The sequence below is a fragment of the Novosphingobium olei genome (genome assembly GCF_012927405.1).
Taxonomy (GTDB): Bacteria; Pseudomonadota; Alphaproteobacteria; order Sphingomonadales; family Sphingomonadaceae; genus Novosphingobium; species Novosphingobium olei.
This window is the reverse complement of record NZ_JABBGM010000009.1, coordinates 126,590-150,809: the sequence shown is the minus strand read 5'-3', so window position 1 is coordinate 150,809 and position 24,220 is coordinate 126,590. Positions and strand designations below refer to the sequence as shown.

General features: G+C 68.1%; 34 protein-coding genes. 22 read left to right on the top strand and 12 right to left on the bottom strand.

Annotated elements, in window-relative coordinates:
• The first annotated feature begins 207 nt into the window (after positions 1-207).
• Together serS and HHL27_RS17375 are read left to right on the top strand one after the other, a co-directional pair.
• Positions 208-1,488, top strand: coding sequence for a serine--tRNA ligase (gene serS, locus HHL27_RS17380; RefSeq protein WP_169494651.1), 1,281 nt, complete (start codon positions 208-210; stop codon positions 1,486-1,488).
• A complete protein-coding gene (locus tag HHL27_RS17375; RefSeq protein ID WP_169494650.1) occupies positions 1,485-2,312 on the top strand; it encodes a peptidoglycan DD-metalloendopeptidase family protein in 828 nt (275 codons plus the stop codon). The genes serS and HHL27_RS17375 overlap by 4 nt, the downstream gene beginning before the upstream one ends.
• On the opposite strand, the gene HHL27_RS17370 is transcribed toward HHL27_RS17375, so the two are convergent.
• Positions 2,302-2,715 carry a DUF1761 domain-containing protein gene (locus HHL27_RS17370; RefSeq protein ID WP_206069672.1) on the bottom strand — a complete coding sequence of 138 codons (414 nt, stop codon included), beginning with the start codon at positions 2,713-2,715 and terminating at the stop codon, positions 2,302-2,304. The two genes, HHL27_RS17375 and HHL27_RS17370, sit on opposite strands and share 11 nt — an antisense overlap.
• 91 nt (positions 2,716-2,806) lie before the next feature.
• On the bottom strand, positions 2,807-3,310 hold the full coding sequence (locus HHL27_RS17365) for a hypothetical protein (protein ID WP_169494649.1): 504 nt from the start codon (positions 3,308-3,310) through the stop codon (positions 2,807-2,809).
• Between the two features lie 59 nt (positions 3,311-3,369).
• On the opposite strand from HHL27_RS17365, the gene rimO reads away from it, so the two are divergent.
• Complete coding sequence (gene rimO, locus HHL27_RS17360) at positions 3,370-4,755, top strand: 30S ribosomal protein S12 methylthiotransferase RimO (protein WP_169494648.1); 1,386 nt, start codon at positions 3,370-3,372, stop codon at positions 4,753-4,755.
• A 16-nt stretch (positions 4,756-4,771) separates the two neighbouring features.
• Here rimO and HHL27_RS17355 read toward each other — a convergent pair.
• The 6 genes from HHL27_RS17355 to HHL27_RS22505 form a co-directional block, all read right to left on the bottom strand.
• Positions 4,772-5,835 (bottom strand): IS630 family transposase gene (locus HHL27_RS17355; protein ID WP_169494647.1). Its coding sequence is split into 2 segments (ribosomal slippage): positions 4,772-5,341 and positions 5,344-5,835, totalling 1,062 coding nucleotides; the frame shifts between segments, so codons are not numbered across the junction.
• A gap of 386 nt (positions 5,836-6,221) precedes the next feature.
• On the bottom strand, positions 6,222-7,349 hold the full coding sequence (locus HHL27_RS17350; RefSeq protein WP_169494646.1) for a GNAT family N-acetyltransferase: 1,128 nt from the start codon (positions 7,347-7,349) through the stop codon (positions 6,222-6,224).
• A gap of 6 nt (positions 7,350-7,355) precedes the next feature.
• Positions 7,356-8,147 (bottom strand): glycerophosphodiester phosphodiesterase family protein, encoded by a 792-nt coding sequence (locus HHL27_RS17345; RefSeq protein WP_169494645.1) that lies wholly within the window; start codon positions 8,145-8,147, stop codon positions 7,356-7,358.
• The gene (locus HHL27_RS17340; RefSeq protein ID WP_169494644.1) at positions 8,119-8,586 is read right to left on the bottom strand and encodes a RidA family protein; all 468 of its coding nucleotides are present in this window, start codon (positions 8,584-8,586) and stop codon (positions 8,119-8,121) included. The genes HHL27_RS17345 and HHL27_RS17340 overlap by 29 nt, the downstream gene beginning before the upstream one ends.
• A complete protein-coding gene (locus tag HHL27_RS17335; protein ID WP_169494643.1) occupies positions 8,579-9,208 on the bottom strand; it encodes an HAD family hydrolase in 630 nt (209 codons plus the stop codon). The genes HHL27_RS17340 and HHL27_RS17335 overlap by 8 nt, the downstream gene beginning before the upstream one ends.
• Positions 9,205-9,429, bottom strand: a complete 225-nt coding sequence (locus HHL27_RS22505) for a DUF3572 family protein (protein ID WP_240959940.1) — start codon at positions 9,427-9,429, stop codon at positions 9,205-9,207. The genes HHL27_RS17335 and HHL27_RS22505 overlap by 4 nt, the downstream gene beginning before the upstream one ends.
• A gap of 130 nt (positions 9,430-9,559) precedes the next feature.
• Here HHL27_RS22505 and HHL27_RS17325 point away from each other — a divergent pair, with 130 nt between their 5' ends.
• Positions 9,560-9,922, top strand: a complete 363-nt coding sequence (locus HHL27_RS17325; RefSeq protein WP_169494641.1) for a response regulator — start codon at positions 9,560-9,562, stop codon at positions 9,920-9,922.
• Between the two features lie 105 nt (positions 9,923-10,027).
• On the opposite strand, the gene HHL27_RS17320 is transcribed toward HHL27_RS17325, so the two are convergent.
• Positions 10,028-10,597 (bottom strand): Pycsar system effector family protein, encoded by a 570-nt coding sequence (locus HHL27_RS17320; RefSeq protein WP_206069671.1) that lies wholly within the window; start codon positions 10,595-10,597, stop codon positions 10,028-10,030.
• Between the two features lie 176 nt (positions 10,598-10,773).
• On the opposite strand from HHL27_RS17320, the gene HHL27_RS17315 reads away from it, so the two are divergent.
• Genes HHL27_RS17315 through HHL27_RS17300 form a run of 4 tightly spaced genes read left to right on the top strand, consistent with a single transcriptional unit; the run spans position 10,774 to position 13,332 of the window.
• A complete protein-coding gene (locus HHL27_RS17315; RefSeq protein WP_169494640.1) occupies positions 10,774-11,013 on the top strand; it encodes an acyl carrier protein in 240 nt (79 codons plus the stop codon).
• A gap of 14 nt (positions 11,014-11,027) precedes the next feature.
• Positions 11,028-12,227: a serine palmitoyltransferase gene (gene spt / locus HHL27_RS17310; protein ID WP_169494639.1), complete on the top strand. Its 1,200-nt coding sequence runs from the start codon at positions 11,028-11,030 to the stop codon at positions 12,225-12,227.
• Positions 12,227-13,000 carry an SGNH/GDSL hydrolase family protein gene (locus tag HHL27_RS17305; protein ID WP_169494638.1) on the top strand — a complete coding sequence of 258 codons (774 nt, stop codon included), beginning with the start codon at positions 12,227-12,229 and terminating at the stop codon, positions 12,998-13,000. The genes spt and HHL27_RS17305 overlap by 1 nt, the downstream gene beginning before the upstream one ends.
• A complete protein-coding gene (locus tag HHL27_RS17300; protein WP_169494637.1) occupies positions 12,997-13,332 on the top strand; it encodes a DUF2322 family protein in 336 nt (111 codons plus the stop codon). The genes HHL27_RS17305 and HHL27_RS17300 overlap by 4 nt, the downstream gene beginning before the upstream one ends.
• Positions 13,333-13,339: 7 nt before the next feature.
• Here the strand turns inward: HHL27_RS17300 and HHL27_RS17295 are convergent, their stop codons facing one another.
• A complete protein-coding gene (locus HHL27_RS17295) occupies positions 13,340-13,963 on the bottom strand; it encodes a glutathione S-transferase family protein (RefSeq protein WP_169494636.1) in 624 nt (207 codons plus the stop codon).
• A 192-nt stretch (positions 13,964-14,155) separates the two neighbouring features.
• Here HHL27_RS17295 and HHL27_RS17290 point away from each other — a divergent pair, with 192 nt between their 5' ends.
• Complete coding sequence (locus tag HHL27_RS17290; RefSeq protein WP_169494635.1) at positions 14,156-15,046, top strand: MipA/OmpV family protein; 891 nt, start codon at positions 14,156-14,158, stop codon at positions 15,044-15,046.
• Between the two features lie 19 nt (positions 15,047-15,065).
• On the opposite strand, the gene HHL27_RS17285 is transcribed toward HHL27_RS17290, so the two are convergent.
• Entirely contained in the window at positions 15,066-15,350 is a 285-nt protein-coding gene (locus HHL27_RS17285) for an usg protein (protein WP_169494634.1), read from the bottom strand.
• Positions 15,351-15,534: 184 nt separating this feature from the next.
• Positions 15,535-16,173: a YqaA family protein gene (locus HHL27_RS17280; protein WP_169494633.1), complete on the bottom strand. Its 639-nt coding sequence runs from the start codon at positions 16,171-16,173 to the stop codon at positions 15,535-15,537.
• 221 nt (positions 16,174-16,394) lie between these two features.
• Between HHL27_RS17280 and HHL27_RS17275 the strand changes: the two genes are divergently transcribed.
• The 13 genes from HHL27_RS17275 (at position 16,395) to HHL27_RS17215 (ending at position 24,207) form a co-directional block, all read left to right on the top strand.
• The gene (locus tag HHL27_RS17275) at positions 16,395-16,928 is read left to right on the top strand and encodes a hypothetical protein (RefSeq protein ID WP_206069670.1); all 534 of its coding nucleotides are present in this window, start codon (positions 16,395-16,397) and stop codon (positions 16,926-16,928) included.
• Complete coding sequence (locus tag HHL27_RS17270; protein ID WP_240959938.1) at positions 16,925-18,274, top strand: DNA-packaging protein; 1,350 nt, start codon at positions 16,925-16,927, stop codon at positions 18,272-18,274. The genes HHL27_RS17275 and HHL27_RS17270 overlap by 4 nt, the downstream gene beginning before the upstream one ends.
• 25 nt (positions 18,275-18,299) lie before the next feature.
• Positions 18,300-19,463 carry a phage portal protein gene (locus tag HHL27_RS17265; RefSeq protein ID WP_169494632.1) on the top strand — a complete coding sequence of 388 codons (1,164 nt, stop codon included), beginning with the start codon at positions 18,300-18,302 and terminating at the stop codon, positions 19,461-19,463.
• Positions 19,460-19,768, top strand: coding sequence for a DUF6127 family protein (locus tag HHL27_RS17260; RefSeq protein ID WP_169494631.1), 309 nt, complete (start codon positions 19,460-19,462; stop codon positions 19,766-19,768). Before HHL27_RS17265 ends, HHL27_RS17260 begins: the two co-directional genes overlap by 4 nt.
• Positions 19,765-20,199 carry an HK97 family phage prohead protease gene (locus HHL27_RS17255; protein WP_169494630.1) on the top strand — a complete coding sequence of 145 codons (435 nt, stop codon included), beginning with the start codon at positions 19,765-19,767 and terminating at the stop codon, positions 20,197-20,199. The genes HHL27_RS17260 and HHL27_RS17255 overlap by 4 nt, the downstream gene beginning before the upstream one ends.
• 66 nt (positions 20,200-20,265) lie before the next feature.
• A complete protein-coding gene (locus HHL27_RS17250) occupies positions 20,266-21,435 on the top strand; it encodes a phage major capsid protein (protein WP_169494629.1) in 1,170 nt (389 codons plus the stop codon).
• A gap of 117 nt (positions 21,436-21,552) precedes the next feature.
• Complete coding sequence (locus tag HHL27_RS17245; RefSeq protein WP_169494628.1) at positions 21,553-22,107, top strand: head-tail connector protein; 555 nt, start codon at positions 21,553-21,555, stop codon at positions 22,105-22,107.
• Positions 22,104-22,253 carry a hypothetical protein gene (locus tag HHL27_RS17240; protein ID WP_169494627.1) on the top strand — a complete coding sequence of 50 codons (150 nt, stop codon included), beginning with the start codon at positions 22,104-22,106 and terminating at the stop codon, positions 22,251-22,253. Before HHL27_RS17245 ends, HHL27_RS17240 begins: the two co-directional genes overlap by 4 nt.
• A 3-nt stretch (positions 22,254-22,256) precedes the next feature.
• Positions 22,257-22,652 (top strand): DUF3168 domain-containing protein, encoded by a 396-nt coding sequence (locus tag HHL27_RS17235; RefSeq protein WP_169494626.1) that lies wholly within the window; start codon positions 22,257-22,259, stop codon positions 22,650-22,652.
• A gap of 23 nt (positions 22,653-22,675) precedes the next feature.
• Positions 22,676-23,083 carry a phage major tail protein, TP901-1 family gene (locus tag HHL27_RS17230; RefSeq protein ID WP_169494625.1) on the top strand — a complete coding sequence of 136 codons (408 nt, stop codon included), beginning with the start codon at positions 22,676-22,678 and terminating at the stop codon, positions 23,081-23,083.
• Positions 23,080-23,394: a gene transfer agent family protein gene (locus tag HHL27_RS17225; protein ID WP_169494624.1), complete on the top strand. Its 315-nt coding sequence runs from the start codon at positions 23,080-23,082 to the stop codon at positions 23,392-23,394. The genes HHL27_RS17230 and HHL27_RS17225 overlap by 4 nt, the downstream gene beginning before the upstream one ends.
• The gene (locus tag HHL27_RS17220) at positions 23,391-23,630 is read left to right on the top strand and encodes a phage tail assembly chaperone (protein ID WP_169494623.1); all 240 of its coding nucleotides are present in this window, start codon (positions 23,391-23,393) and stop codon (positions 23,628-23,630) included. The genes HHL27_RS17225 and HHL27_RS17220 overlap by 4 nt, the downstream gene beginning before the upstream one ends.
• Complete coding sequence (locus HHL27_RS17215; protein ID WP_169494622.1) at positions 23,623-24,207, top strand: tail tape measure protein; 585 nt, start codon at positions 23,623-23,625, stop codon at positions 24,205-24,207. The genes HHL27_RS17220 and HHL27_RS17215 overlap by 8 nt, the downstream gene beginning before the upstream one ends.
• Positions 24,208-24,220 lie beyond the last annotated feature (13 nt).

Genomic DNA, 24,220 nt, shown 5'->3' with positions numbered 1-24,220 from the left:
GCCGATCCGGGATAGCCAACGCCCCGCCGGCCACTCGCCACAGCGTTCCTCTTGCCCTCCACGCGCAAGCGCCACGCATGGCGCCCGCGCCGGTCGCGCAGGTCCGTATCTTCCCCACGGCGTCATCGTCCGGGCTCGCCGCCGGATGCGCCCTCGTGCGCTGGCAATCCTTGCATCGCGCGCGGGCCGGCGGCATAGCCCGGCCCCATGCACGATATCCGCCTGATCCGCGAAAATCCGGAAAGCTTCGACGCCCAGCTCGCCCGCCGTGGGGTTGCGCCGCAGTCGGCCGCCATCCTTGCGCTCGATGCACAGCGCCGCGCCATCGCCACGCGGATGCAGGAATCGCAGGCCCGCCGCAACGAAGCGTCGAAGGCCATCGGCGCCGCCATGGGCAAGGGCGACAGGCAAGCCGCCGAAGCGCTCAAGGCCGAAATCGCCGCGCTCAAGGCCGAGCTGCCCGGCCTCGAGGAAGAGGAACGCCGCCTCACCGCCGAACAGAATGCGGCGCTTGCTGCGCATCCCAACCTCCCCGCCGCCGAAGTGCCCGAAGGCGAGGACGAGGACGGCAACGTCGAAGTCAGCCGCTGGGGCACCCCGCGTGATTTCGCTTTTGCCGCCCGCGAACACGCCGACATCGGCCCCGCCCTGGGCCTCGATTTCGAGACCGGCGCGCTGATCTCGGGCGCGCGCTTCACCTTCCTCAAAGGCCAGATGGCCCGCCTCCACCGCGCGCTGGCGCAGTTCATGCTCGACCAGCAGACGGCAGAGAACGGCTACACCGAATGCCTGCCCCCGCTGCTGGTGAAGGACGAGGCCGTGTTCGGCACCGGGCAACTGCCCAAGTTCGCCGAGGACCTGTTCAAGACCACCGACGGCCGCTGGCTGATCCCCACCGCCGAGGTTTCGCTCACCAATGCGGTGCAGGGCCAGATCCTTGACCATACCGCCCTGCCCTTGCGCATGACCGCGCTGACCCCCTGCTTCCGCTCCGAAGCGGGCTCGGCGGGGCGCGATACGCGCGGCTTCATCCGCCAGCACCAGTTCGAAAAGGTCGAGCTGGTCTCGATCTGCCGCCCGGAAGACTCCGAAGCCGAACACGAACGCATGACGCAGTGCGCCGAAGGCGTGCTGCAGGCATTGGGCCTGCCCTATCGCAAGATGCTGCTCTGCGCCGGCGACATGGGCTTCACCGCGCGCAAGACCTATGACCTCGAAGTCTGGCTGCCGGGCCAGGGCGCCTATCGCGAGATTTCGTCGTGCTCCAACTGCGGCGATTTCCAGGCCCGCCGCATGAACGCGCGCTATCGGCCAGAAGGCGCAAAAGGCACCGAGTTCGTCCACACGCTCAACGGCTCGGGCCTCGCCGTCGGCCGCACGCTGGTGGCGGTACTGGAAAACTACCAGCAGGAGGACGGCTCGGTCGACGTGCCGCAAGCCCTGCTGCCCTATACCGGCGGCCTCACCCGGCTGGTCCCGCTGCCGTGATCCGGCGCGCCGCTCTGCTTCTGGCACTGGCGGCGCCCCTTTCCCCGCAGCCCGTGCTCGCCGCCCCCGGCGAAGCGCCCATCGTCGCGTGGCAATATGTCGTGCGCGCCGGCGATACCTTCGCCACCATCGCCCGCCGCATGGGCGTGACGCAGAAGGACCTCGCCGCCGCCAACGCGCTGCCCTATCCCTGGACGGTCACGCCCGGGCAAGTGCTGCGCCGCCCCGATCCCCCCGGCCTCGTCCGCCCGCCGGTCCAGTCCACGACCCAGCCGACGCCGGTAGCGACGCCAGCCGCCACGCCATCACCAAAGCCAAAACCGCAGCCCAGCCCGAAACCCCCGCGCCGCCCGCCCCCGCCGCCGCGCCCGATGCCCTCGCCCCGCCCGGTGCCCGAACCGATCCCCGCCCACGCGCGCGAGGCAGACGCCCCGCGCCTTGCCTGGCCAACCTCGGGCGCAGTCGTCGGCCGCTATGGCGTGCCGGTGAAGGGGCGCCCCAATAACGGCCCAAATCGGGGAATGGATCTCGCCGCCTTCGCCGGGATGACCGTCCACGCCGCCGCCGCCGGGCGGGTGGTGTTCGCCGGGACCGAGCCCGAACGCTTCGGCCAGCTGATCGTGATCGACCACGGCAACGGCTGGGCCACCGCCTATGCCTACCTCGGCGCGATCAGCGTGCGCGAAGGGCAGCAGGTCACCGCCCGCCAGACCATCGCGCGCATCGGCAAGAGCGGCGAGGCGGCCGCGCCCACGCTCCATTTCGAAGTGCGCCGCAACAACGTGCCGCGCGATCCTTATGCCTACCTTCCGGTCAGGCTTTGAACAGGAAGAAGGTCAGCCCCATCGCCAGATAGGCGGTGATCCAGAAGCCCGCATCGATCAGCGCCAGCCGCGTCGAAATGCGCTGGTGGGTGTAGCTGATCCACAGCGACGGCACCACGAACGCCCCGGCCAGCCCGCCCGACATCATGAAATAGAGCCAGGGCTTCACGCTCAGCGTATCCTGCCCCACGCGCGCGAACATGTGGCCCATCATGCTCGACGAAACGAGCAGCAGCACCGCGGTCAACGCCACGGTCCGACCCGGTGCCGCGCGCACGCCAAGGCCGCCGGGGCCGACTTCGGCAAGGCGCGCCCGGCCGAACAGCGGGCCGTACCACACTGCCGAAACCACCAGAGCAACCACGACGGCGGCCAGCACCGCCAGCCAGTTCACAGGACCCATTGCGTGTTCTTCCCTTGCCCCGACTTCTTGGCGCCCCGCCCCGTTAACTTTTCGCCGTGAGTGCCTAACCCTTGCGGTCTGGCTTGGCAAATCAGGGCCAGCTCAGTTCAACGACGTGACCTTTCGCTCCGCCGATCCAACCTCTTGAAAAGTCGTCGATCGCGCCCGCGATGGCACGATGCGTCGCCTCGTCCAGCGGCGGCACGGGCACGAAGCTGGTCTCGCAACCGACCTGCGCCATCGCCAGCACATCGTCGAGACTGCCGCCACCGCTCCACAGCAATGCCTCGTACGCCTCGACCATCCGCTCGGCCTGGAGCAGCTCGACGATTTCGGCATCGGGCACGGTGGCCCGGCCCACGCTGGCATGGCCTCCCGCCTTGGCCAGTTCGACCAGCGCCTCCGGGTGCCGCCCTTGCACGACAAGGCCCCAGAAACCGCGCGTCAGGCCCAGCGCGCGCTCCACGAACAGGTGCACCGCATCGTGCGGCACCGGTCCCTTGTGCGGGAAGCGGGTCTCGATGACCGAGCCATCGATCCGCGTCACGCGGATGTGATCCTCGGCCGATCCCTTGGCGATGGTGATGCGCAGCATGGGCGCGCTATAGCGGTTGGTGACGGCGCGGCCAAATGGCGCTATGGGCCGCCGCCATAATGGCTTCCAACACTCCTGTCGCGATTCCCGACCAGCCGAAAGTCGGCATGGTCAGCCTCGGCTGCCCCAAGGCGCTGGTCGATTCCGAACGCATCCTCACCCGTCTGCGCGCCGATGGCTATGCCATGAGCGCGGACTATGCCGGCGCCGACGTGGTGCTGGTCAACACCTGCGGCTTCCTCGATTCGGCCAAGGAGGAAAGCCTTGCCGCGATTGGCGAGGCGATTGCCGAGAACGGCAGGGTGATCGTCACCGGCTGCATGGGCAACGAAGCCGAGGTGATCCGCGCGAAGTTCCCGCAGGTCCTCGCCGTCACCGGCGCGCACCAGTACGAAGACGTGGTCGAAGCGGTGCACGAAGCCGCCCCGCCCAGCATGGGGCCCTACATCGACCTGATCCCGCAGGCCGAGCCGGGCGATGTGAAGCTCACTCCCCGCCACTACAGCTACCTGAAGATTTCAGAGGGCTGCAACCACGCCTGCGCCTTCTGCATCATCCCGTCCTTGCGCGGAAAGCTCGCCAGCCGGCGCATCGATGCGGTGCTGCGCGAAGCCGAAAAGCTGGTCGCGGCGGGAACGCGCGAACTGCTGGTGATCAGCCAGGACACATCGGCCTATGGCGTCGACGTGCGCCATGAAGAACGCCTGTGGAAAGGCGAGCCGGTCCGCACCCACATGACCGACTTGGCGCGCGAACTCGGCAAGCTGCGCACCCCCGATGGGCAGACGCCGTGGGTGCGGCTGCACTATGTCTATCCCTACCCCCACGTCGACGCGGTGATCCCGCTGATGGCGCAAGGGCTCGTCACGCCCTACCTCGACATCCCGTTCCAGCACGCCAGCCCGAACGTGCTGCGCGCCATGAAGCGCCCGGCGAACGAGGCCAAGGTGCTCGAACGCATCAAGGCCTGGCGCGAAGTGTGCCCCGACCTTGCCATCCGTTCGAGCTTCGTCGTCGGCTTCCCCGGGGAAACCGAGGCGGACTTCCAGTACCTGCTCGACTGGCTCGACGAAGCGCAACTGGATCGCGTCGGCGCCTTTCGCTTCGAACCGGTCGAAGGCGCCGCCGCCAACGACCTGCCCGATCCGGTGCCCGAAGAGGTCAAGGAAGACCGCTTCCGCCGCATCATGGAAAAGACGGAAGGCATCAGCGCCGCGCGCCTCGCCGCCAAGGTCGGCCGCACGATCCGCGTGATCATCGACGAAGTGGGCGAACCGGACGAAGACGGCGACATCGGCGCCACCGCACGCAGCCAGGCCGATGCGCCCGAGATCGACGGCGCGGTGTACCTGCGCAACGTCCCCGCCACGCTGAAGGCGGGCGACTTCGCCGACGTGCTGATCGAGGAAGCCGACGCGCACGACCTGTTCGGGGTGATTGCGTAATACCAACCTGCATGGATCATGACCCACGAGCCCATTGGCGGCGGCCGATGGTCATGATGCGCCAAGGCTGGTCGATGAGCTTGCTCCAGGCCTCGCAGCAGTGGTCGATGATGTTGTCGTAGGAGGTGAAAACCCGGTTCGACAGCCAGTTGTCGCGCATGAACTGCCAGATGTTCTCGACCGGGTTGAGCTCGGGGCACTTTGCGGGCAGCGCAACGATGCTGACGTTGCCGGGAACCTCGAGCTTGCCGGTGGTGTGCCAGCCGGCCTGATCCATCAGGACGACCGCGTGAGCGCCGGGCGCGACAGCAAGCGAGATCTCGGCCAGGTGCAGGGCCATGGTCTCGGTGTTGCAGAAGGGCAGGACCAGCCCGGCGCCCTTGCCATGTTCCGGGCAGATCGCGCCGAAGATGTAGGCCGATATTGTCCGTTGATCCTTCGGCGCCGAGGGCCGGCTCCCGCGCCTCGCCCAGCGCCGGGTGATCTTGTTCTTCTGGCCGACGCGGGCTTCGTCCTGGAACCAGATTTCTATCGGCGTACCCTTCGGGAGGGAGGCTCTGACTTTTGCCAACTCGGCAGCGAAGCCCCCTTTTTGAAGGCCTCCATCGCATGTTCGTTCTGGGCATGATGCCGAGGCCGGGCGGTGAGTTTCACATAGCCCAGCTTTTTCAGCTCGCGGCTGACCGTGGTCTCGTCGAGCGAGACTGCAAATTCGTCATGGAGCCATTGGACCAGATCGATCAGCCGCCAGCGCACCACCCCGTGGATCGCCGGGATCGGACCGCTTTCCACAACATCGACCAGTGCCCGACGCTGCGCATCGTTCAACCGCGAGCGGGGGCCGGGTGCCTTGCCGTCCAGAAGTCCGTCGGGGCCGTGGGCATTGAACCGCAGCACCCAGTCCCGCACGATCTGAAGTCCCACACCGCCGATCCGAGCCGCCGCGCTCCGACTGCCGCCGTCGTAAATCTCGGCCAAGGCCAGCAGCCGACGCGCCTGGTTCGCGCTCTTCGTCGTCCTCGACAATCGGCGCAGCGCCGTCCCGTCAAAATCCTCCCGCAAGCTGATCGCTGAACCCATGGCGCCACACCCCAAAGTCACAGCGCCATAGATTCAGATTTTCATCGCCTTGGGAATCCCCCGTGAGTCAATGACCACGCAAGTTGGTATAAGGGGCCCCGAGCAGGCCCTTCCCCTTTCCCCGCTTGTGCTGAGCCTGTCGAAGCACTGTCCTTCTTCTGAGCCGGGGCGCGGCACTCGCGAAGAAAGAACGGCCCTTCGACAAGCTCAGGGACACGGGGAGGGGGGATTGTCCCGTTCAGTCGCGGAGCGCTTGGTTCGGCACCCATCGCGCGCGGGTCCTGATGGACAAGTCCCAAGCGGGACCCCGGGTCAAGCCCGGGGTGACCAGGAGAGGTAGGGATTGCCGTCACCCCGGGCCTGACCCGGGGTCCCGCTCTCTTTCCCTACCCCTTCCTGAACGGCGTCCGCTCGCCCAGCCATAGCTGGTCCTGCGCCACGCCGGCGCGTTCGCGCTCCAGGAAGTCTGCCACCGCGCGGCGGAAGCCCTTGTCGGCGATCCAGTGGGCGGACCACGTGCGCACCGGGGCATAGCCGCGCGCCAGCTTGTGCTGGCCTTGGGCGCCGGCTTCGACACGGTCGAGGCCCAGCGCGATCGCGGCGTCGATCGCCTGGTAGTAGCACAGCTCGAAGTGCAGGAACGGCTTGTCGATCACCGCGCCCCAGTAGCGGCCGTAGAGCGCGTGGGTGCCGATGAAGTTCAGCGCGCCCGCCACCGGCTGGTCGTCGATGAAGGCCAGCACCAGCAGCACCTTGTCGGCCATGCGCTCCCCCATCAGGTCGAAGGCTTCGCGGGTCAGGTAGGGCCGGCCCCATTTGCGCGCGCCGGTGTCCTGGTAGAACACCCAGAAGGCGTCCCAGTGCTCGGGCTTGATATCGGCTCCGGTCAGGGCGCGGATGGTGACGCCGTCCTGCGCCTTCGCGCGTTCCTTGCGCAGGTTCTTGCGCTTTTCCGACGACAGCGCGGCGAGGAAATCGTCGAAGCTGGCATAGCCGCGATTGTCCCAGTGGAACTGGATGTCCGAACGCAGCAGCCAGCCGGCCTCTTCGAACACCGGCAATTGTTCGGGCGCGATGAAGGTCGCGTGCGCGCTCGACAGTTCGTTCTGGACGCAGAGCTGTTCGGCGACCTTGAGCAGCGGCACGGCAAGGTCGGGGCGCTGGCCGGTCAGCAGGCGCGGGCCCGTCGCAGGCGTGAACGGCACGCTGATCTGCAGCTTGGGATAGTAGCTGCCCCCCGCGCGGTGCCAGGCATCGGCCCAGCTGTGGTCGAACACATATTCGCCCTGGCTGTGGCTCTTGAGATAGGCGGGAAGCGCGGCGGCGGGCAGGCCGGCCTCGTCCTCGATCACCACCGGCAGGGGGGACCAGCCGGTGCCTTCGCCCACGCTGCCCGATTCTTCGAGCAGGGCGAGGAAGGCGTGGCTGGTGAACGGGTTGCCGTCCGAAAGCGCGTCCCACGCCGCGGCGTCGATTTCGCCGACGCTCTGGTGAATGCGGGCGGTAACGCTCACGCCCGGTCAGCCATCGGCCGGGGCGACCCCTGCGCCTTCGGCGATGGGGGCATCGGCATGTTGCGCCGCGCGCTCGGCCAACTCGGGCGAACGGACCGTCCAGGTCAGCAGCGGAAAGCCGCGGCGGCGCTGGCTGGCGGCGAAGCGGCTGGGCAGATCGCGCACGTCGTAGGCGAGGAAATCGGGCTCGGCATGCCACAGGCTGAAGTGGCGGCGGGCGCGCGCGAACAGGGTGGTGCGGCCTTCCTCGGTGACGACGAGGCCGTGGACGACATGCGGCGAATGGCGCTTGAACCAGCGCGAGACGCGGGGATCGAAGCTCATCACCGCGACTTGCCCGCGATAGCCTTCGAGCGTGCGGCGCACGGCAAGGCACAGCGGGATCACGTGCATTTCGCGGCGGGACTTGATCTCGATCAGCACGGGCACGCGCCCGGCGACGAGATCGAGCATCTGGCGCAGGCCGGGAATGCAATCGCCGTGCTGCGACCCCGTCAGCGCGAAAGTCTGGAGCTGGGCGGCGCTGTGATCGACCACGCGGCCCTGCTGGCCGGTCAGCCGGTCGAGATCGAAATCGTGGAACACCACGGCAAGGCCATCGCCGCTGCGCTGGACATCGCATTCGATGCCAAGGCCCCGCTCTGCCGCAAGGGCGAAGGCCGAGGGCGAATTTTCGGGCACGCCCGCCCCGTGCAGCCCGCGATGGGCATAGGTCCACCCGCGCAGCCAGCCGACCTTGTCGGCGGGCGGCGCGGGCGCGAACCAGCGATCAGCGAGCGGTAACAGCAAAGACAGCATCGACTTCCACCGCCGCGCCCAGGGGCAGCACCGGCACGCCCACCGCGCTGCGGGCATGCTTGCCGGCATCGCCGAACGCCGCGACCATCAGTTCGGACGCGCCGTTGGCCACCTTGGGCTGATCGGTGAAAGTGCCGGTCGAGCTGATGAAGGCGCCGAGCTTGACCACGCGTTCGACCCGGTCGAGCGAGCCGAGCGCGGCCTTGACCTGCGCCAGCAGCATCAGCGCGCAGGCCTGCGCCGCGGCCTGGCCCTGTTCGAGGCTGACGTCTTCGCCCAACCGCCCGGTGACGAGCTTGCCATCGATGAAGGGCAGCTGGCCCGAAACGTGGAGCAGGCCGTTGGCTTCGACCGTGGGCACATAGGCGGCCACCGGCGCGGCGGCCTGGGGCAGCGTGTGGCCGAGCGCGGCAAGGCGATCGACGATGGAATCAGTCATCATTGTCTCCGGAAATGCGTTCCATGATCCACGGCAGCGCGGTTGCCCAGTCGTCGATGCGGGCATGGGCGTGGCCCGCCTTGTGCGCGCAATCGATGTGGGCGGCAATCATGGGTTCGCCGCACAAGTGCAGGCGGGTGACGTGGGGCAGCATTTCGGCAACCGAGCCGTGGTGCTGCGGCAGATCGTCGATGAACAGCGCCTTCGAAGGATTGTATTCTTCGAGGATCGCCTTGAGCGCCGGCCCCTTGGGCCCCTGGTTGGTGAACACGCGCGCATCGATCCCGACATTGCGCAGCTGTTCGGCCCGCGTATCGCGGCGATGATCGTTGAGGTTGGTCAGGATCACCACATCGGCATGCTGCGCCAGCGCGTTGATGCCTTCGACCGCGCCGGCGATCGCCTGCTGGCGGTGCATCTCGGTATCGAAGAACAGGTTGAGCAGGCGCCAGATCTCCGCCGGTTCGACCAGCCGGCCATCGCGATAGCGCATCGCCTTGCCGAAATCGGCCGAGTTCATCACGAAGTCGATGTCGTGCTGTTCGGCGAGGAAGTCGCGATAGGGGGCGACCATGTGCAGCAGCACTTCATCGCAATCGCTGATGACCAGCGGGCGGTTCATGTCAGGTTCTCCCGTGCGGCGATCAATGCCTGGGGCGAGATGTCGAGTGCCGACGCCGCCGCGACAAGATCTGCCTCGTTATTGGATAGAAAATCGAGAACTGCGCCCAGTATTGCCGGGTCGGACAGCCCGTTGCGCAGCATATCGGGTGTCATTCCGGTCAAGGCAAGCAAACGTTCCGCGCGCTGCTGGTCGCTGAGGACCCAGCCGATTGCCTGCAATGCTACTGCGTAGGAATCGCTCGGCGATGGATTTAAGCAAATGATTGCCTTATCTCCTGATAGAGCGTAGGGGAGTGGCTCGGGTCTTTCGCAAAACAACAATCGTCTCGAGCAGGTCAGGCACAATCCAGTGACAAAAAGAATCATGGTTGTCGAGGACAACGACCTCAACCGCAAGCTGTTCTGCGACCTGCTCCGCGCCAAGGGGTTCGAGGTCGAGCCGGTGGCCGACGGGCGCGAGGCGATTGAGAAGACACGTGATTTTTCGCCCAATCTGGTGGTCATGGACATCCAGCTGCCCAACGTTTCCGGGCTTTCGCTGATCGAGCAGCTGAAGGGCGATGCGGGCCTGCGCCAGATTCCGGTGCTGGCCGTGACCGCCTATGCCGCCAAGGGCGACGAAGAGCGGATCCGCGAAGCAGGGGCCGAAGGCTATCTTGCCAAGCCGGTTTCGATCGCGCCGTTCCTGAGCGCGGTCACCAGCCTGATCTGAGGAGGAACGGACCGGATCCGGCAGATCCGGTTCGGTGAAGTTTCATCGGCCACGCCGAGCCCCGAAGGGTCGCCTTCCGGATAAATCCAATCCGGATGCTTTGGGTCAGCTAGCGAGACGTTCGGCGATGAACGCGGCCACGGTGCAGCACAGCCCGGCCATGAAGATCTTGTAGGCGAGCGCGAGGTAGCGGTACTTCTTGCGCTGCAGCACCTGACCGTTCTGGTAGATATCGTGCAGCATCGTGCGGAAGATCGTTTCGTCCGCGCGCAATTGCGCCACCACGTCATCGGTCCAGGCATCTTCGTCCATCTGGGTGAAGGTGCCGAAGAACAGCAGGTTGGGCTTGCCGTGGATGCGGTTCTTGCCCGGATTGCCGACCGAGGGCAGCACCGCGAACACTGCGCACAGCGCCGAGGCGAAAGCGAACAGCGCCAGCACCGCGAGCGGCCAGGGCAGAGACCCGTTCTTCGCCTGCCCCACCGCGATGGTGAACACCAGGAACGTGGCCCCCATCAGGATCGAGGCCTTGGCATCGGCCATCTGGCTGAGCGTCAGGTTGATCTGCTGCGAGGTGCGCACGAGGTGGATCGCGTGGTTGGAAAAGCCCGATGGCGATGGCACCGACGGCGTGGCCAGCACTTGCGGATCGGACGGCTTTGCCCCTTCGGCCATGTGTTTCCCCCAAGGTTTCGTGTGTCTGGCCCGATCGAAGGGATGGCACGGCGCAGCCATCCTTGACAAGCGCATGCCCCTCGGGCTTTCGCCAAGGCCGCTTTTCCGCCGCATTCGTCTGGCAGGCGAGATGGCAAGCAGTTCCGGGCCCAGCCGGCCCAGTGGAGACAAGACAAATGGATCGCGCCGCAACCGCCGAGAAGATCGCCGAAGTGATCGAACCCTTCAACAAGAAGGGCATCGCCATCACCGATGCGACCACCTTTGCCGGCGACCTCGAATGGGACAGCCTGACCGTGATGGACTTCGTCGCGGCGATCGAGGACGAATTCGACATCATCATCAGCATGAACCAGCAGGCCGAGATCGAGACCTATGGCCAGCTGATCGACGCGGTGACCAAGCTGCAGGGCTGAAGGACGATACCCGCATGACCGACCTGTTCAGCAAGTTCGACGGCCTGATCGAACAGCGCCGCGCGCTGCTCGATACCGGCGTGACCGATCCGTTCAACCTGGTGATGGAGCGCGTGCTTTCCCCGACGCAGGCGATCTGCAACGGGCGCGAGACGATCCTGCTCGGCACCTACAACTACATGGGCATGACCTTCGACCCCGACGTGATCGATGCGGGCAAGAAGGCGCTGGACGAATTCGGATCGGGCACCACCGGCAGCCGCGTGCTGAACGGCACGTATGCCGGGCACAAGCTGTGCGAGGATGCGCTGAAGGAGTTCTATGGCATGGACCATGCCATGGTGTTCTCCACCGGATACCAGGCGAACCTTGGCATCATCAGCACGATCGCCGGCAAGGGCGATTACATCGTGCTCGACATCGACAGCCACGCCAGCATCTGGGACGGCTGCAAGATGGGCGATGCCGAAGTGGTCCCGTTCAAGCACAACGACATCGTCGCCATGGAAAAGCGCCTGAAGCGCATTCCCGAAGGCGCGGGCAAGCTGGTCGTGCTGGAAGGCGTCTATTCGATGCTGGGCGACATCGCCCCGCTGAAGGAGATGATCAAGGTTGCCAAGGACAACGGCGCGATGGTGCTGGTGGACGAGGCGCATTCGATGGGCTTCATCGGCCCCAACGGGCGCGGCGTGGCCGAGGAACAGGGCTGCCTGGAGGACGTGGACTTCGTCATCGGCACGTTCTCGAAGTCGGTCGGCACGGTCGGCGGCTTCTGCGTTTCGAACCACCCCAAGTTCGAGATCATGCGGCTGGTCTGCCGCCCCTATGTTTTCACCGCCAGCCTGCCGCCGAGCGTGGTCCACACCGCCGCGACCAGCATCCGCAAGCTGATGCATGCGGGCAACAAGCGCGCGCACCTTTGGGAAAACAGCCGCACGCTGCACAAGGGGCTGAAGGACAAGGGCTTCCAGCTGGGCACCGACGAGCCGCAGAGTGCGATCATCTCGGTCATCATGCCCGACCTGGAGCGTGGCGCGATGATGTGGGAAGCGCTGCTGCGCGAAGGGCTCTACGTGAACCTGGCGCGCCCGCCGGCGACGCCCGCCAACATGACTCTGCTGCGCTGCTCGCTGTGTGCCGAACATTCGGCCGAACAGGTGCAGACGATCATCGGCATGTTCGAACGCGCCGGCAAGGCCGTCGGCATCATCTGATGCGGACAGGTTTCGCCGCGCTGGCGGCAGTGGGAACCCTGGGGGCCCTTCTGGCGGCCGCGCCCGGCGCGCTGGCGCAGACGGTTGCGGGCAGCAGCAGCGCCATGGTCGAGAACCCCTGCGCGCTGCCCCGCAATGCGGGCAACGACTGGGCCGCGCTGTGCAAGTACCAGGCGGCGGACAAGCAGGTTTCGGGCCGTCCGCGCGCGGTGTTCATCGGCGATTCGATCACCGAATGGTGGCTCCCCAACAGCCCCGCGCTGTTCGCCAGCGGCGTGGTGAACCGCGGCATCGCCGGGCAGACCAGCCCGCAGATGCTGGTGCGTTTCACCCAGGACGTGGTCCGCCTGCGCCCGCGCGTGGTCCACATCATGGCCGGCACCAACGACCTGCTGGGCAACACCGGGCCGACCAGCGCCGAGGAATACGTCAACACGATCACCGCGATGACCGACATCGCGCGCGCCAACGGCATCGCCGTGGTGATCGGCAGCGTGCTGCCGACGAGCGGCGCGCCGTGGAAACCCGAATATCGCCCGGCGGCGCAGATCGAGGCGCTCAATCGCTGGCTGCGCGAATTTGCCAAGGCGCGCGGCTTCGGCTTTGCCGACTACTATGCGGCGATGGTGGGCGAAGGCGGGGCGATGAAGCCGGGCCTTGCATCGGACGGGGTGCACCCGACACCGGCGGGCTATGCCGTGATGGAGCCGATCGCAAAGGCCGCGATCGCCGAAGCGGTAAAGCGCGGCGGCGGCGAAAGCGCGCGGCGATGATCAGGATCGAGCCTGGCGCTTCGTTCAAGGACAACCTGCAGCAGTTGCCGCCGATCGCAGGCGTGGCGCGGATCGACCTGATCGATGCGCAAGGCGCCGTGGTGGCGACCATTCCCAATGCGCCGGGCAAGCAGGGATCGGTGGCCGTCTACCAGTACTTGCGCCGGGCGTTCGGCCGGCTGGATGCTGAGGCGGCAGCACACGGCCTTGCCGTGTTCGGCGAGATCACCGCCGATGCGCGCGCGCAGCCGGGCGCGCATCCCAACATCGACCGGCTGATCGACGTGGCCGACGGGGCACCGGCGCTGGAGATCGCGGTAATCGCCGGCTGATGCCTGCTCAATCCTCCGCCTTCTTCTGCGCGGCCATCGCGCGGGCGTAGGCGGGGCGGGCGGCGAGCCGTTCGAAATAGGCCTGCATCCCCGGCGTGACGAATTCGGCAAGGCCGATCGAGAGCGCGAGCTTGATCGCATAGCCCAGCGAGACGTCGGCCATGGTGAAGCGACCAGCCGCCGCGAAATCCCCGTCCATCATCGTTTCGGCGTTGCGCAGGCGCGAGCCGAACCATTCGGCGTAATCGCGCGCGATTTCCGGCCGGCGCGCCTCTGGCGGGGCGAACACGGCGTAGCGCAAGTGGATCGTCTGCGGGAAAGTCAGCGTCGCCTCCCCCATGACGAGGAAGTTGAGGTAGGCGCCATAGCCCGGCTCGTCGACCGCCACGGCGAGCGGGCTGGGGCCGTGGCGCGTGGCGAGATAGTGCGGGATCGCGCTGCTTTCGGTGAGCCGTTCGCCGCCATCGAACAGCACCGGGATGGTGCCGAGCGGATTGATGTCCTTCATCCCTTCGTGCCGCGCGCGCGGCGGAAACGGCAGGACGTGGAGTTCGTAGGGCAGCTCCATCTCCTCGAGCGCCCAGAGGGCACGGAACGAGCGGGCATCGCGGCAGTGGTAGAGTGTTATCATGGCTGTGAGTTCTACGGCCGACACGCGGCGTGGCAAGCGCGAAGAGCCGACCCGGACGCCTTCATGCTTTGACATGATCGAGCAAAGCGCCGTTGGCCGCGCTGTGGCAGGCGCCGAGGCACAGGTCCGCTGGGGGGCCGGAACAACCGCCGGGTCGCAAGCAAAGCCGGCGCAGACAAGGGAATGGATCTCATGCGGCGTCGCAGCGCTCTCGCATCCCGTTCGCTCGCGCTTATCGCGCTTCTGGCAGGGCAGACGGCCCTGGCGGAGGATCAGCCGTCCGGGCAGAGCGGGCCCGCAAGTCCGCCAGCCGCCGCGCTGCGCGGCACGCCGCCCGGAGCGCAAGCGCAAGGCTGGCGGCTTACCGTGGGGATCGCGCCGGTGCTGTCGCCGGCATGGCAGGGATCGAAGGACATGGCGCTCTCGATCTTTCCGGACATCCGCGTCAACAAGGGCGACACGCTGTTCCTGTCGGTGCGCGACGGCCTGGGCTGGAACGCGATCAACCGCGACGGCTGGAAGGCGGGGCCGCTTGTCAAGATCCGCTTCGGCCGCAACGAGCGCAACGGCGGGTCGCCATTCCAGATCGCGGGCGGAAGCGACGCCTTGCGCGGGATGGGCGACGTGGGCGTGGCGGGCGAAGCGGGCGGCTTCGTGGAAAAGCGCTTCGGGCCGCGCATGGCGTGGCGGGCGCGGGCCGAATTGCGACAGGGCTTCGGCGGGCACGAGGGCCTGGTCGGCGACGTGCAGATCGCGCGTACGGGACGCAGCGGGCGGCTGCTCTATTCGGTGGGGCCACGCGCGACTTTTGCGGGGCGGGACTACGTCCAGACGTACTTCGGCGTGGACGAGGCACAGGCGCAGCGCACCGGGCTTGCCGTGTCGCGCCCGGACGGCGGGCTGGTTTCCTATGGCTTTGGCGGCACGCTGACCCGCCCGCTGACGCGCCGCAGCGCGGTGACGGCGCTGGCGGGGATCGACCGGCTGGGCGGCGAGCCTGCCGGTTCCGCGCTGATCCGCGAGCGCGGGCGCCGCACGCAGGTTTCGCTCGGCCTCGCCTACGGCCTGCAGTTCGGGCTGTGAGGCGCGGGGTTCAGGCGCGCTAGTTGATCGTGATCACGCCGTCGACGGCGCGCCATTCCTGCGGGCCGATCAGGTGCTTGTGCGCGATGCGGATCGAATGGAGCGTCGCTTCGATTTCGCGCCGCCAGTGATCGAGGAAGCGTTCGAGGCGGGGGAAGCGCGGGGCGAGATCTTCCTGCTGGAAGGCGAACATCTGCAGCAGGCTGGGGTGATCGGGCATGTAGTAGTGGATCTGAATGGTGGTGAGCCCGAATCCTTCCAACTGCCGGCCAAAATCGCCTGAACCGAACTGGCTGCTTCCCATGCCCTCTGCTCCTTTCGCAAGCGAGGGGCCTGGCCGGGACACGCGGTCAGGCCCTGATGAACCTGGATGTCGCAGCACAGGATTGCACAAACCCGATTGGCGTCAAGATCGGACCATCGCCCTTGTTGCGCAAAGGAATTCTTGACGATTGGCAGCGCGCGAGGCAGCGCGGATCAGCCCCGGCTCAGGGCTGGATCGGCGCGGCGTGTTCGCACCTGGCGTCGGCCTGCTTGCTGCCGCCGCCGCCGAGCATCGAGGCGGCGATGAACCCACCCACCACCAGCACGACGAAGCCCACGGTGACGAGGCCGAGATACTTGTCGATGAACCGCTTGATCGGTGCACCGAACAGGCGGAACAGCACGCCCACGATCATGAAGCTGATCGAGCGCGAGACGAGGCTGGCGAGGATGAAGGGCACCAGCGGCATCGAAATGAAGCCGGCGGTGATCGTCAGCAGCTTGAACGGGATGGGCGTGGCGCCCTTGATGACGATGATTTCGACCCCGTATTCGCGCAAGTAGCACGCCGCCTTGGGGAAGCTTTCGGTGAGGTGCAGCAGCGCGAGGAGCTGCGTGCCGACGCTGTCGTAGAGAAAGTGGCCGATCGCATAGCCGAGCAGGCCGCCCAGCACCGACCCGATCGTGGCGATGGCAGCGAAGCGGACCGCCTTCTTCGGTTCGGCCAGGCACATCAGGCCGAGCAGCGGGTGCGGCGGCACCGGGAAGAAGCTGGCTTCGAGGAAGGCGACCAGCGCAAGCCAGAGTTCGGCCTGCGGATGCGCGGCCTTGGCAATGGTCCAGTCGTAAAGTCGGCGAAGCATTCGTGGCCCGTCCCGTCCGTGCTGCAATGCAGTGCGGCCTCCGCTTAGCCAACCTGCGGACAAAGCGCCAGCAAGCGGTTCGATTAACCGATATGGCACTTTGCTCTTGACTTCAGCAGGCCCAATGGGTACATAACAAGAACATCGACACAGGGTGAGTCGTCCTAGGCGACCGCCCCGCCCGCCCGATTTCACCCGCACCCGCAACACGAGGATGGTTCATGGCCGACCAGGATCGGCGTTCGACCGGCAATCGCCGGACGACGCCCCGTGCCCAAGCGAAACCCACGCCGGCCAAGCGCGCGAAGCGTGGCACGCGCTGGCAGCAGCCCTTCCTTGCGGCGCTGGCCGAAAGTTCGAACGTGACGGCCGCCGCCGCCGCCGCGAAGGTCGACACCAGCAAGGCGTACAAGGCGCGGCGGCAGGATGCGGACTTTGCCCGGGCGTGGCGCGCCGCCCTGCTCGAAGGGTACGAGCACCTGGAAATGGAGCTGCTGCGCCGGATGCGCTTCGGCGAAGGCAAGGACGACGACCGCAAGTTCGACAATGCCAACGCCATGCGGCTGCTGTCGCAACACCGCGAGACGGTGGCGCGCGAACGGGCGCAGCGCGACAACGACGACGTCGCCACGATCCGCGCCTCGCTCGATGCGCAGATCGCTTCGCTGCGCGACGTGGCGCAGAACCGGCGCAACGCCGAACTCGCCGCCGCAAGGGCCGAAGGCGCGGCGCAGGCGCAGGGCGACAAGGCATGACGGGCAACGCCGACATGGCCGGCGAACCGCTGGACCTGACCGGCCTGCTGAGCTGGGCACCCGACGAGACGCGCAAGACGCTCGGCCGGCTGAGCAAGGCGCAAGTGGCGGAACTGCCCTGGCACTGGGGTTTGCAGGCGCGGCCTTCGCAGCTGCCGCCGCCGGGCGACTGGCGGGTGTGGCTGCTGCTGGCCGGGCGCGGCTTTGGCAAGACGCGCACCGGCGCGGAATGGGTCAACGCCATTGCCGAACGCGATCCCGAGGCGCGGATTGCGCTGGTTTCGGCCAATCTGGGCGAAGCGCGCGCGGTGATGGTCGAGGGCGAAAGCGGGCTGATGCGGGTGAACGCGCCGCAGCGGCGGCCGGTGTTCGAATCCTCGCTGCGGCGGCTGGTCTGGCCGAACGGGGCCCAGGCGACGCTCTATTCGGCGGCGGAGCCGGAATCGCTGCGCGGGCCGCAGCACAGCCACGCCTGGTGCGACGAGATCGCCAAGTGGGACAATGCCTCCGCCCGCGCCGAAGCGGCGTGGGACAACCTGATGATGGGATTGCGGCTGGGCGATGATCCCCGCGTGGTGGCGACGACCACCCCGCGCGCGGCGGCGCTGCTGACGCGGCTGGTGCGCGAGGCCGACGACGGGCGCACCGCCATCACGCGGGGCAGCACGTACGAGAACGCGCAGAACCTGCCGGCGCGCTTCGTAGAGGCGATGCACCGCAACTATGACGACACGCTGATCGGACGGCAGGAGATCGAGGGCGAGCTGATCGACAACTTTCCCGGCGCGCTGTGGTCGCGCGCGACGATCGAGCGATCGCGCGAGATGGCGGCGCCGCCGGTGACGCGGGTGGTGGTGGGCGTCGACCCGCCGGCCAGCGCCGAGGGCGATGCGTGCGGCATCGTGGTCTGCGGGCTGGGCGCCGACGGCGTGGGCCGCGTGCTGGCCGATGCATCGGTGGAGAACGCGACGCCCGAGCGCTGGGCCCGCGCCACCGCCGAAGCCGCCCGCGCCTGGTCCGCCGACCGGGTGGTGGCCGAAGCCAACCAGGGCGGCGACATGGTGCGCGCGGTGCTGCACGCCGCCAGCCACACCCTGCCGCTGCGGCTGGTGCACGCGAGCCGGGGCAAGAGCGCCCGGGCCGAACCCGTCGCCGCGCTGTACGAGGCGGGCCGCGTGCGCCACGCCGGCATGTTCGCCCGGCTCGAGGACGAGCTGTGCGGGCTGATGCCGGGGGGTGACTACCAGGGGCCGGGCCGATCGCCCGACCGCGCCGACGCCTGTGTCTGGGCGCTGACCGAACTGATGCTCGGCCGGGCGGGCGAACCGAAGATCTGGTTCGACTGAACGACCTTTCCGCGAAAGGCTATCCATGTCCTTCTTCCAGAACCTGGCCGCCGCCTTCAAGGGCGCGGCGGTGACCCCACGCGCGCCGCTCGGCCGCAGCTTCATTTCGCCCTGGGCCGAGGCGTTCGACTGGCGCGGCGATGCGCGCGCTTCGCTGCCCTATCCCGAGGCGAGCCGCGAGGCATACTTGCGCAATCCGGTGGCGCAGCGCGCGGTGCGGCTGGTGGCCGAAGGGATCGGCGGCGCGCCGATCGCGGCGTCGGACCCCGACCTTGCCCGGCTGGTCGGCGCGACCAGCGCGGGGCAGGCGCTGATGGAAACGCTGGCCAGCCAGCTGCTGCTGCACGGCAATGCCTATGTCCAGATCCTGCGCGATGCGGAGGACGAGGTGGCCGAGCTTTATGCCCTGCGGCCCGACCGGGTGAACGTGGTGCCCGATGCCACGGGCTGGCCGTCCGCCTTTGCCTATCGCGTGGGCGAACAGGTGATGACGCTGCCCGCCAGCGACGACTTCGGCCGGCCCAACGTGATCCACATCCGCGGCTTCCACCCGACGGACGACCACTATGGCGCGGGCTGCCTGACCGCCGCCGAAGACGCGGTGGCGGTGCACAACGCGGCATCGCGCTGGAACATCGCGCTGCTGGAAAACGCGGCGCGGCCTTCGGGTGCGATGGTCTATGACCCCGGCGAGCCGGGGGCGACGCTGACCGCCGAGCAGTTCGACCGGATCAAGGCGGAACTGACCGCCGCCTATGCCGGCGGCGCCAATGCCGGGCGGCCGATGCTGCTGGAAGGCGGGCTGAAGTGGCAGCCGATGGCGATGACGCCGTCGGACATGGACTTTGCCACGCTGAAGGCATCGGCGGCGCGCGACATCGCGCTCGCGTTCGGGGTGCCGCCGATGCTGATCGGCCTGCCGGGCGACAGCACCTACGCCAACTATCGCGAGGCGAACCGCGCGCTGTGGCGGCTGACGCTGCTGCCGCTGGCGGGCAAGCTGCTGGCGGCGCTGTCCGAAGGGCTTTCGCCCTGGTTCGGGCAGGCGACGCTGGCGGTCGATCTCGACCGCGTGCCCGCGCTCGCCGATGACCGCGAGACGCTGTGGAGCATGGTTTCGGGCGCGGACTTCCTGTCGGGCGCGGAGAAGCGCCGGATCCTGGGTCTTGAAGCGGAGGCGGCACGATGAAGCGCGCGGACATGCTGGCGCGGCTGCTGGCGCAGGCCGAAGCCGAAGGTTCCGAACTGATCACGCTGCGCGCGATCGTGGAGGAATCGAGCGACCTTGGCGCGCTGCGCGTGCTCGAGCGGATGGGCCTTGCCGACAAGACCGCGCACGAGGACCTGGCCGAGCTGCGCGAGCTGCTGCAGGCCTGGCGGGACGCAAAGGCGAGCGCGTGGAAGGCGGCGATCGGCTGGCTGGTGCGCGGCGTGCTGGCGCTGCTGCTGTTCGCCATCGCGGTGCGCTTCGGCTTTGGCGAGATGGTGCAATGACCGCGCCCGCCCCGATCCGGTTCGCAGGCTATGCCGCGGTGTTCGGCAAGCGCGACAGCGGCGGCGACACCATCCTGCCCGGCGCCTTTGCGCAGACGCTGGCCGCACGCGCGGCGGCGGGCCAGCGGCTGCCGCTGTACTGGCAGCACCGCCCCGACCAGCAGATCGGCTGGGTGGAAAGCGCGCAGGAAGACGAGCGCGGCCTGCGGGTGATCGCGCAAGTGACGGCGGCGGATTCCCCCGCGGCCAAGGCGCTGGCGCGCGGCGCGGTGAACGGCCTGTCGTTCGGATACCGCGTCCGCGATGGCCGGTGGCGCCCCGAAGGCCGCGAGTTGCGCGCGATCGACCTGTTCGAAGTGAGCCTCGTCTCCCGCCCGATGCAGCCGCTGGCGCGGGTGCACATGGTCAGCCCGCAGCCAACGGCCGGGTGACCTTCACGAAATTACCGAAGGGCCGCCCGTGGGTGGCCACCCCCAGCAGAAAGGACGTTCAGCCCCATGGACATCGAGAACCACAAAGCGATCGCGGACCTGACCGCCATCGAGACCAAGGCCGACGCGCTGGAAAGCTCGTTCGACCTTGCCGCCCGCCAGGAAGCCCACGATGCGGCGCTGTCGCTGCTGCGCGGCGAAGTGGAGGAAGTGAAGAGCCGGCTGGAGCGCGTCTATCGCACCGGCGCCCGTCCGGCGCTGGCCGGTGGCGACGTGGCATCGGCCAGCCGCAACTTCATCGACGGCTACATTCGCACCGGCCGCGACACCGAATTGAAGTCCATCTCGGGCACGAACCCCGCCGATGGCGGCTATGCCGTGCCGCGCCAGATCGACGAGATGATCGCCAGCCGCCTGGTCAAGATCAGCCCGGTCCGTTCGGTCTCGTCGATCGTGCAGACCAGCACCAGCGGCTTCCGCCGGCTGATCTCGACCGGGGGCACCACCTCTGGCTGGGTCAGCGAAACCGCCTCGCGGCCGGAAACGGCCACGCCGAAGCTGGCCGAGATCGCGCCGCCGATGGGCGAGCTCTATGCCAACCCTTCGGCCACGCAGGCGATGCTCGACGATTCGGCCTTCGACGTCGAAAGCTGGCTTGCCGGTGAAATCGCGGGCGAGTTCGCGCGGGCCGAAGGCGCGGCCTTCATCAACGGCACCGGCACCAGCCAGCCCAAGGGCTTCCTGCAGACCGGATCGAGCACCGCGAACGATGCAACGCGCACCTATGGCACGCTGCAGCACCTGGTTTCGGGCAATGCGACCGGCTTCGACACATCGCCGGATTCGAAGCTGATCGACATGGTCTTCTCGCTGCGCGCGGGCCTGCGCCAGGGCGCGGTGTGGATGATGAATTCGACCACGCTGGCCGCCGTGCGCAAGTTCAAGGCGACCGACGGTTCGTTCCTGTGGCAGCCCGGCATGGTCGATGGCCAGCCGAACCGCCTGCTGGGCTATCCGGTGATCGAGGCCGAGGACATGCCCGACATCGGCGCGGGCGCCTTCCCGATCGCGTTCGGCAACTTCCAGGCCGGCTACCTGATCGCCGAGCGCAGCGCGACCCGCATCCTGCGCGATCCGTACAGCAACAAGCCCTATGTCCAGTTCTATGCGACCCGTCGCATCGGCGGGCAGGTGCTCGACAGCGATGCGATCAAGCTCCTGAAGATCTCCACCTGATCTCCCGACGGGGCGTTGCGTGTCCCCTTCGCAACGCCCCGACTTCGCCCGCGGCGGCTCCCCCCTTCCCCCTCCGCCGCGGGCGACTTTTCCCCATCCCCATTTCCGGAGACTGCCATGAAGCGGGCAATCGTCGCACCGCCCTCGCTGGCACCGGCCGCGCTGAGCGAACTGAAAGCGTGGCTGGGCATCACCACCGGCCGAGACGACGCGGAGCTGACCGCGCTGCTGATGGCGGCGCTCGACCTGTGCGAGGGCTTTACCGGCACCATGCCGCTTCAGGCGGGCTGCGAGGAAGTGCTGGCCGCCGCGGGCGACTGGCAGACGCTCGGAACCCGGCCCATCCAGGCGATGACCGGGGCCGCCCGGATCGCCCTTACCGGGCAGCGCACCGCGCTTTTGCCAGGCGACTACGAATTCGACATCGGCGCCGATGGCAACGGCCGGTTCCGGCTGAAGGTGCCGGTGGCCGAGACGCGCATCGCGGTGACCTTCACCGCAGGCCTTGCCGCCACATGGAGCGCGCTGCCCGATCCGCTGCGCCACGGGATCATGCGCCTTGCCGCGCACGAGCATCGCCAGCGTGACGCGCAGAACACCTCGCAACGCCTTGCCCCGCCCGCCGCGGTCGCGGCGCTGTGGCGGCCGTGGCGCAGCATGAGGCTGGCGTGAGTGACGCTTTCTACGCGCTGGAGCAGCGCCTGATCGCGAAGGCGCGGGCGCTAACCGAGGCGCAGGCGCTTGCCCGCACGTTGCGCCGCCCGGCCGAGCGCTGGCGCAAGGCGCGGCTGCTGTGGCCCCTGTTCGCAAAGGACTGACCGATGGAAATCGCCTTTCGCGCCGCCATGCTGGCCTGGCTTGCCGCCGATGCGACGCTTGCCGCCTCGCTCAACGCGATCACCGAGGAAGCGCCATTGCGCGCGGCGCTGCCCTGGCTTGCCCTGACCGCCAGCGCGAGCAGCGACTGGAGCACCAAGACCGAAGCCGGGCGCGAAGTGCGCGTAGCCTTCGAGTTGAACTATCGCGGGGACGATCCGCTGTCGGAAAGCGCGCTGATCGCCGCTGTCGAACGACGCGTCGAAAGCTTCCCAGCCGACCAGAGCGCCTACGGCTTTCGCGCGGTGAACCTGATGTTCCTGAAAGCGCGCGGCGAACAGCGCGGCGAGGCGCTGCGCGCGCTGGTGCTCGAATATCGTGCGCGGCTGATGGCCGCGTAACCCCTCAACCCAGGAGAACGGACATGGCAGCACAGAAAGGAAGCGCCTTCCTGCTGAAGATCAGCGATGGCGCGGCGACGCCCACCTACAACACCGTGGCGGGCCTGCGCACCACGCAGATGTCGATCAACGGCGAAGCGGTGGTGATCACCAGCAAGGATTCCGGCGGCTGGCGCGAGCTGCTGTCGGGCGCGGGCACGCGGTCGGTGAGCGTGAGCGCGGCCGGCATCTTCCTTGGCAGCGCGGCCGAGACGCAGATCCGCGGCAACGCACTGGCCGGCACGATCGCCGACTACGAGCTTTCGTTCGACGGGGGCGAGAAGATGCGCGGCCGGTTCCTTGTCCAGCGGCTCGACTATTCGGGCGATTTCAACGGCGAGCGCAACTACACGATGACGCTCGAAAGCTCGGGCGCGGTGGCGCAGGCATGAGCGCCGTGGCCAACCCGCATCGCGGCGAACTGTCGCTGGTGCTGCAGGGCGTGGAGCACGTGCTGCGCCCGACGTTCAGCGCGCTGGTCGCCGCCGAGCAGGAGCTGGGATCGCTGTTCCACCTCGTCGAACGGGCGAGCGGGGGCGAGCTCAAGCTGGCGGAGCTGGCGACGCTGTTCTGGCACTGTTTGCGCGAGCACGACACGCTCGACCGCGAGGCGTTCGGCGACGCGCTGGTGCAGGCCGGCCTGACCGCGTGCGCGCCGGTGCTGCGCGCGCTGCTGGCGCAAGTGCTGAAAGGCGCGGCGTGAGCGACACGGCCGCTGCCCGCGATTTCGGGGACAGCTTTGGCGGAGGCGCGGCGCGCATCGCCGGGCAGGTCGGCCTGCTGCTGGGCTGGTCGCCCGACCGGTTCTGGCAGGCGACACCCGAAGAACTGCGCGCCGTGCTTGGCGCGGCGGGCAGCGGCGGGGCGGGCGGCGATGGATCCGGCGCTATCGACCGGGCGACGATCAGCGCGATGATGGAGCGCGACCGACATGGATAATCTCGACACCCTCGTCGTCGACGTGCGCGCCAGCACCGACGGCTTTGCCAGCGACGTCGCCAAGATGCGCGACAGTTTCGACGGCATTCTCGTCGAAGGGTTCGCCAAGGGCAGCACCACGCTGGAACGATCGCTGGCGAGCGCGATCCGCAAGGGCAGCCTGGGGTTCGAAGACCTGGGCAAGGTGGCCAACCGCGTGCTCGACACGATCGCCAGCCAGGCGCTGCGCGCAGGCCTGTCCTCACTCGGCATCGGCGCGGGCGCCGACGGTGGCGGTGCGGGCGGAATGGCGGGCGGCCTGAACAGCCTGATCGGCGCGATCTTCGGCCTGCCGGGACGGGCAACGGGCGGCCCCGTGGCACCGGGTCGCCCCTATGTCGTGGGCGAGCGTGGACCTGAGATGTTCGTGCCGACCTCTGCCGGGCGCATCGAGACGGGCGGGACGATGGGCGGCGAGCGCAACGTCAACGTGTCGATCCGCGTGGTCTCGCCCGCCGGCACTTCCGGCCCGGAAAGCCTGCGCCGATCGAGCCGCCAGGTGGCGCAGGCGGTGCGCCGCGCGCTGAGCGACAACTGAGAAGGGACGCCCA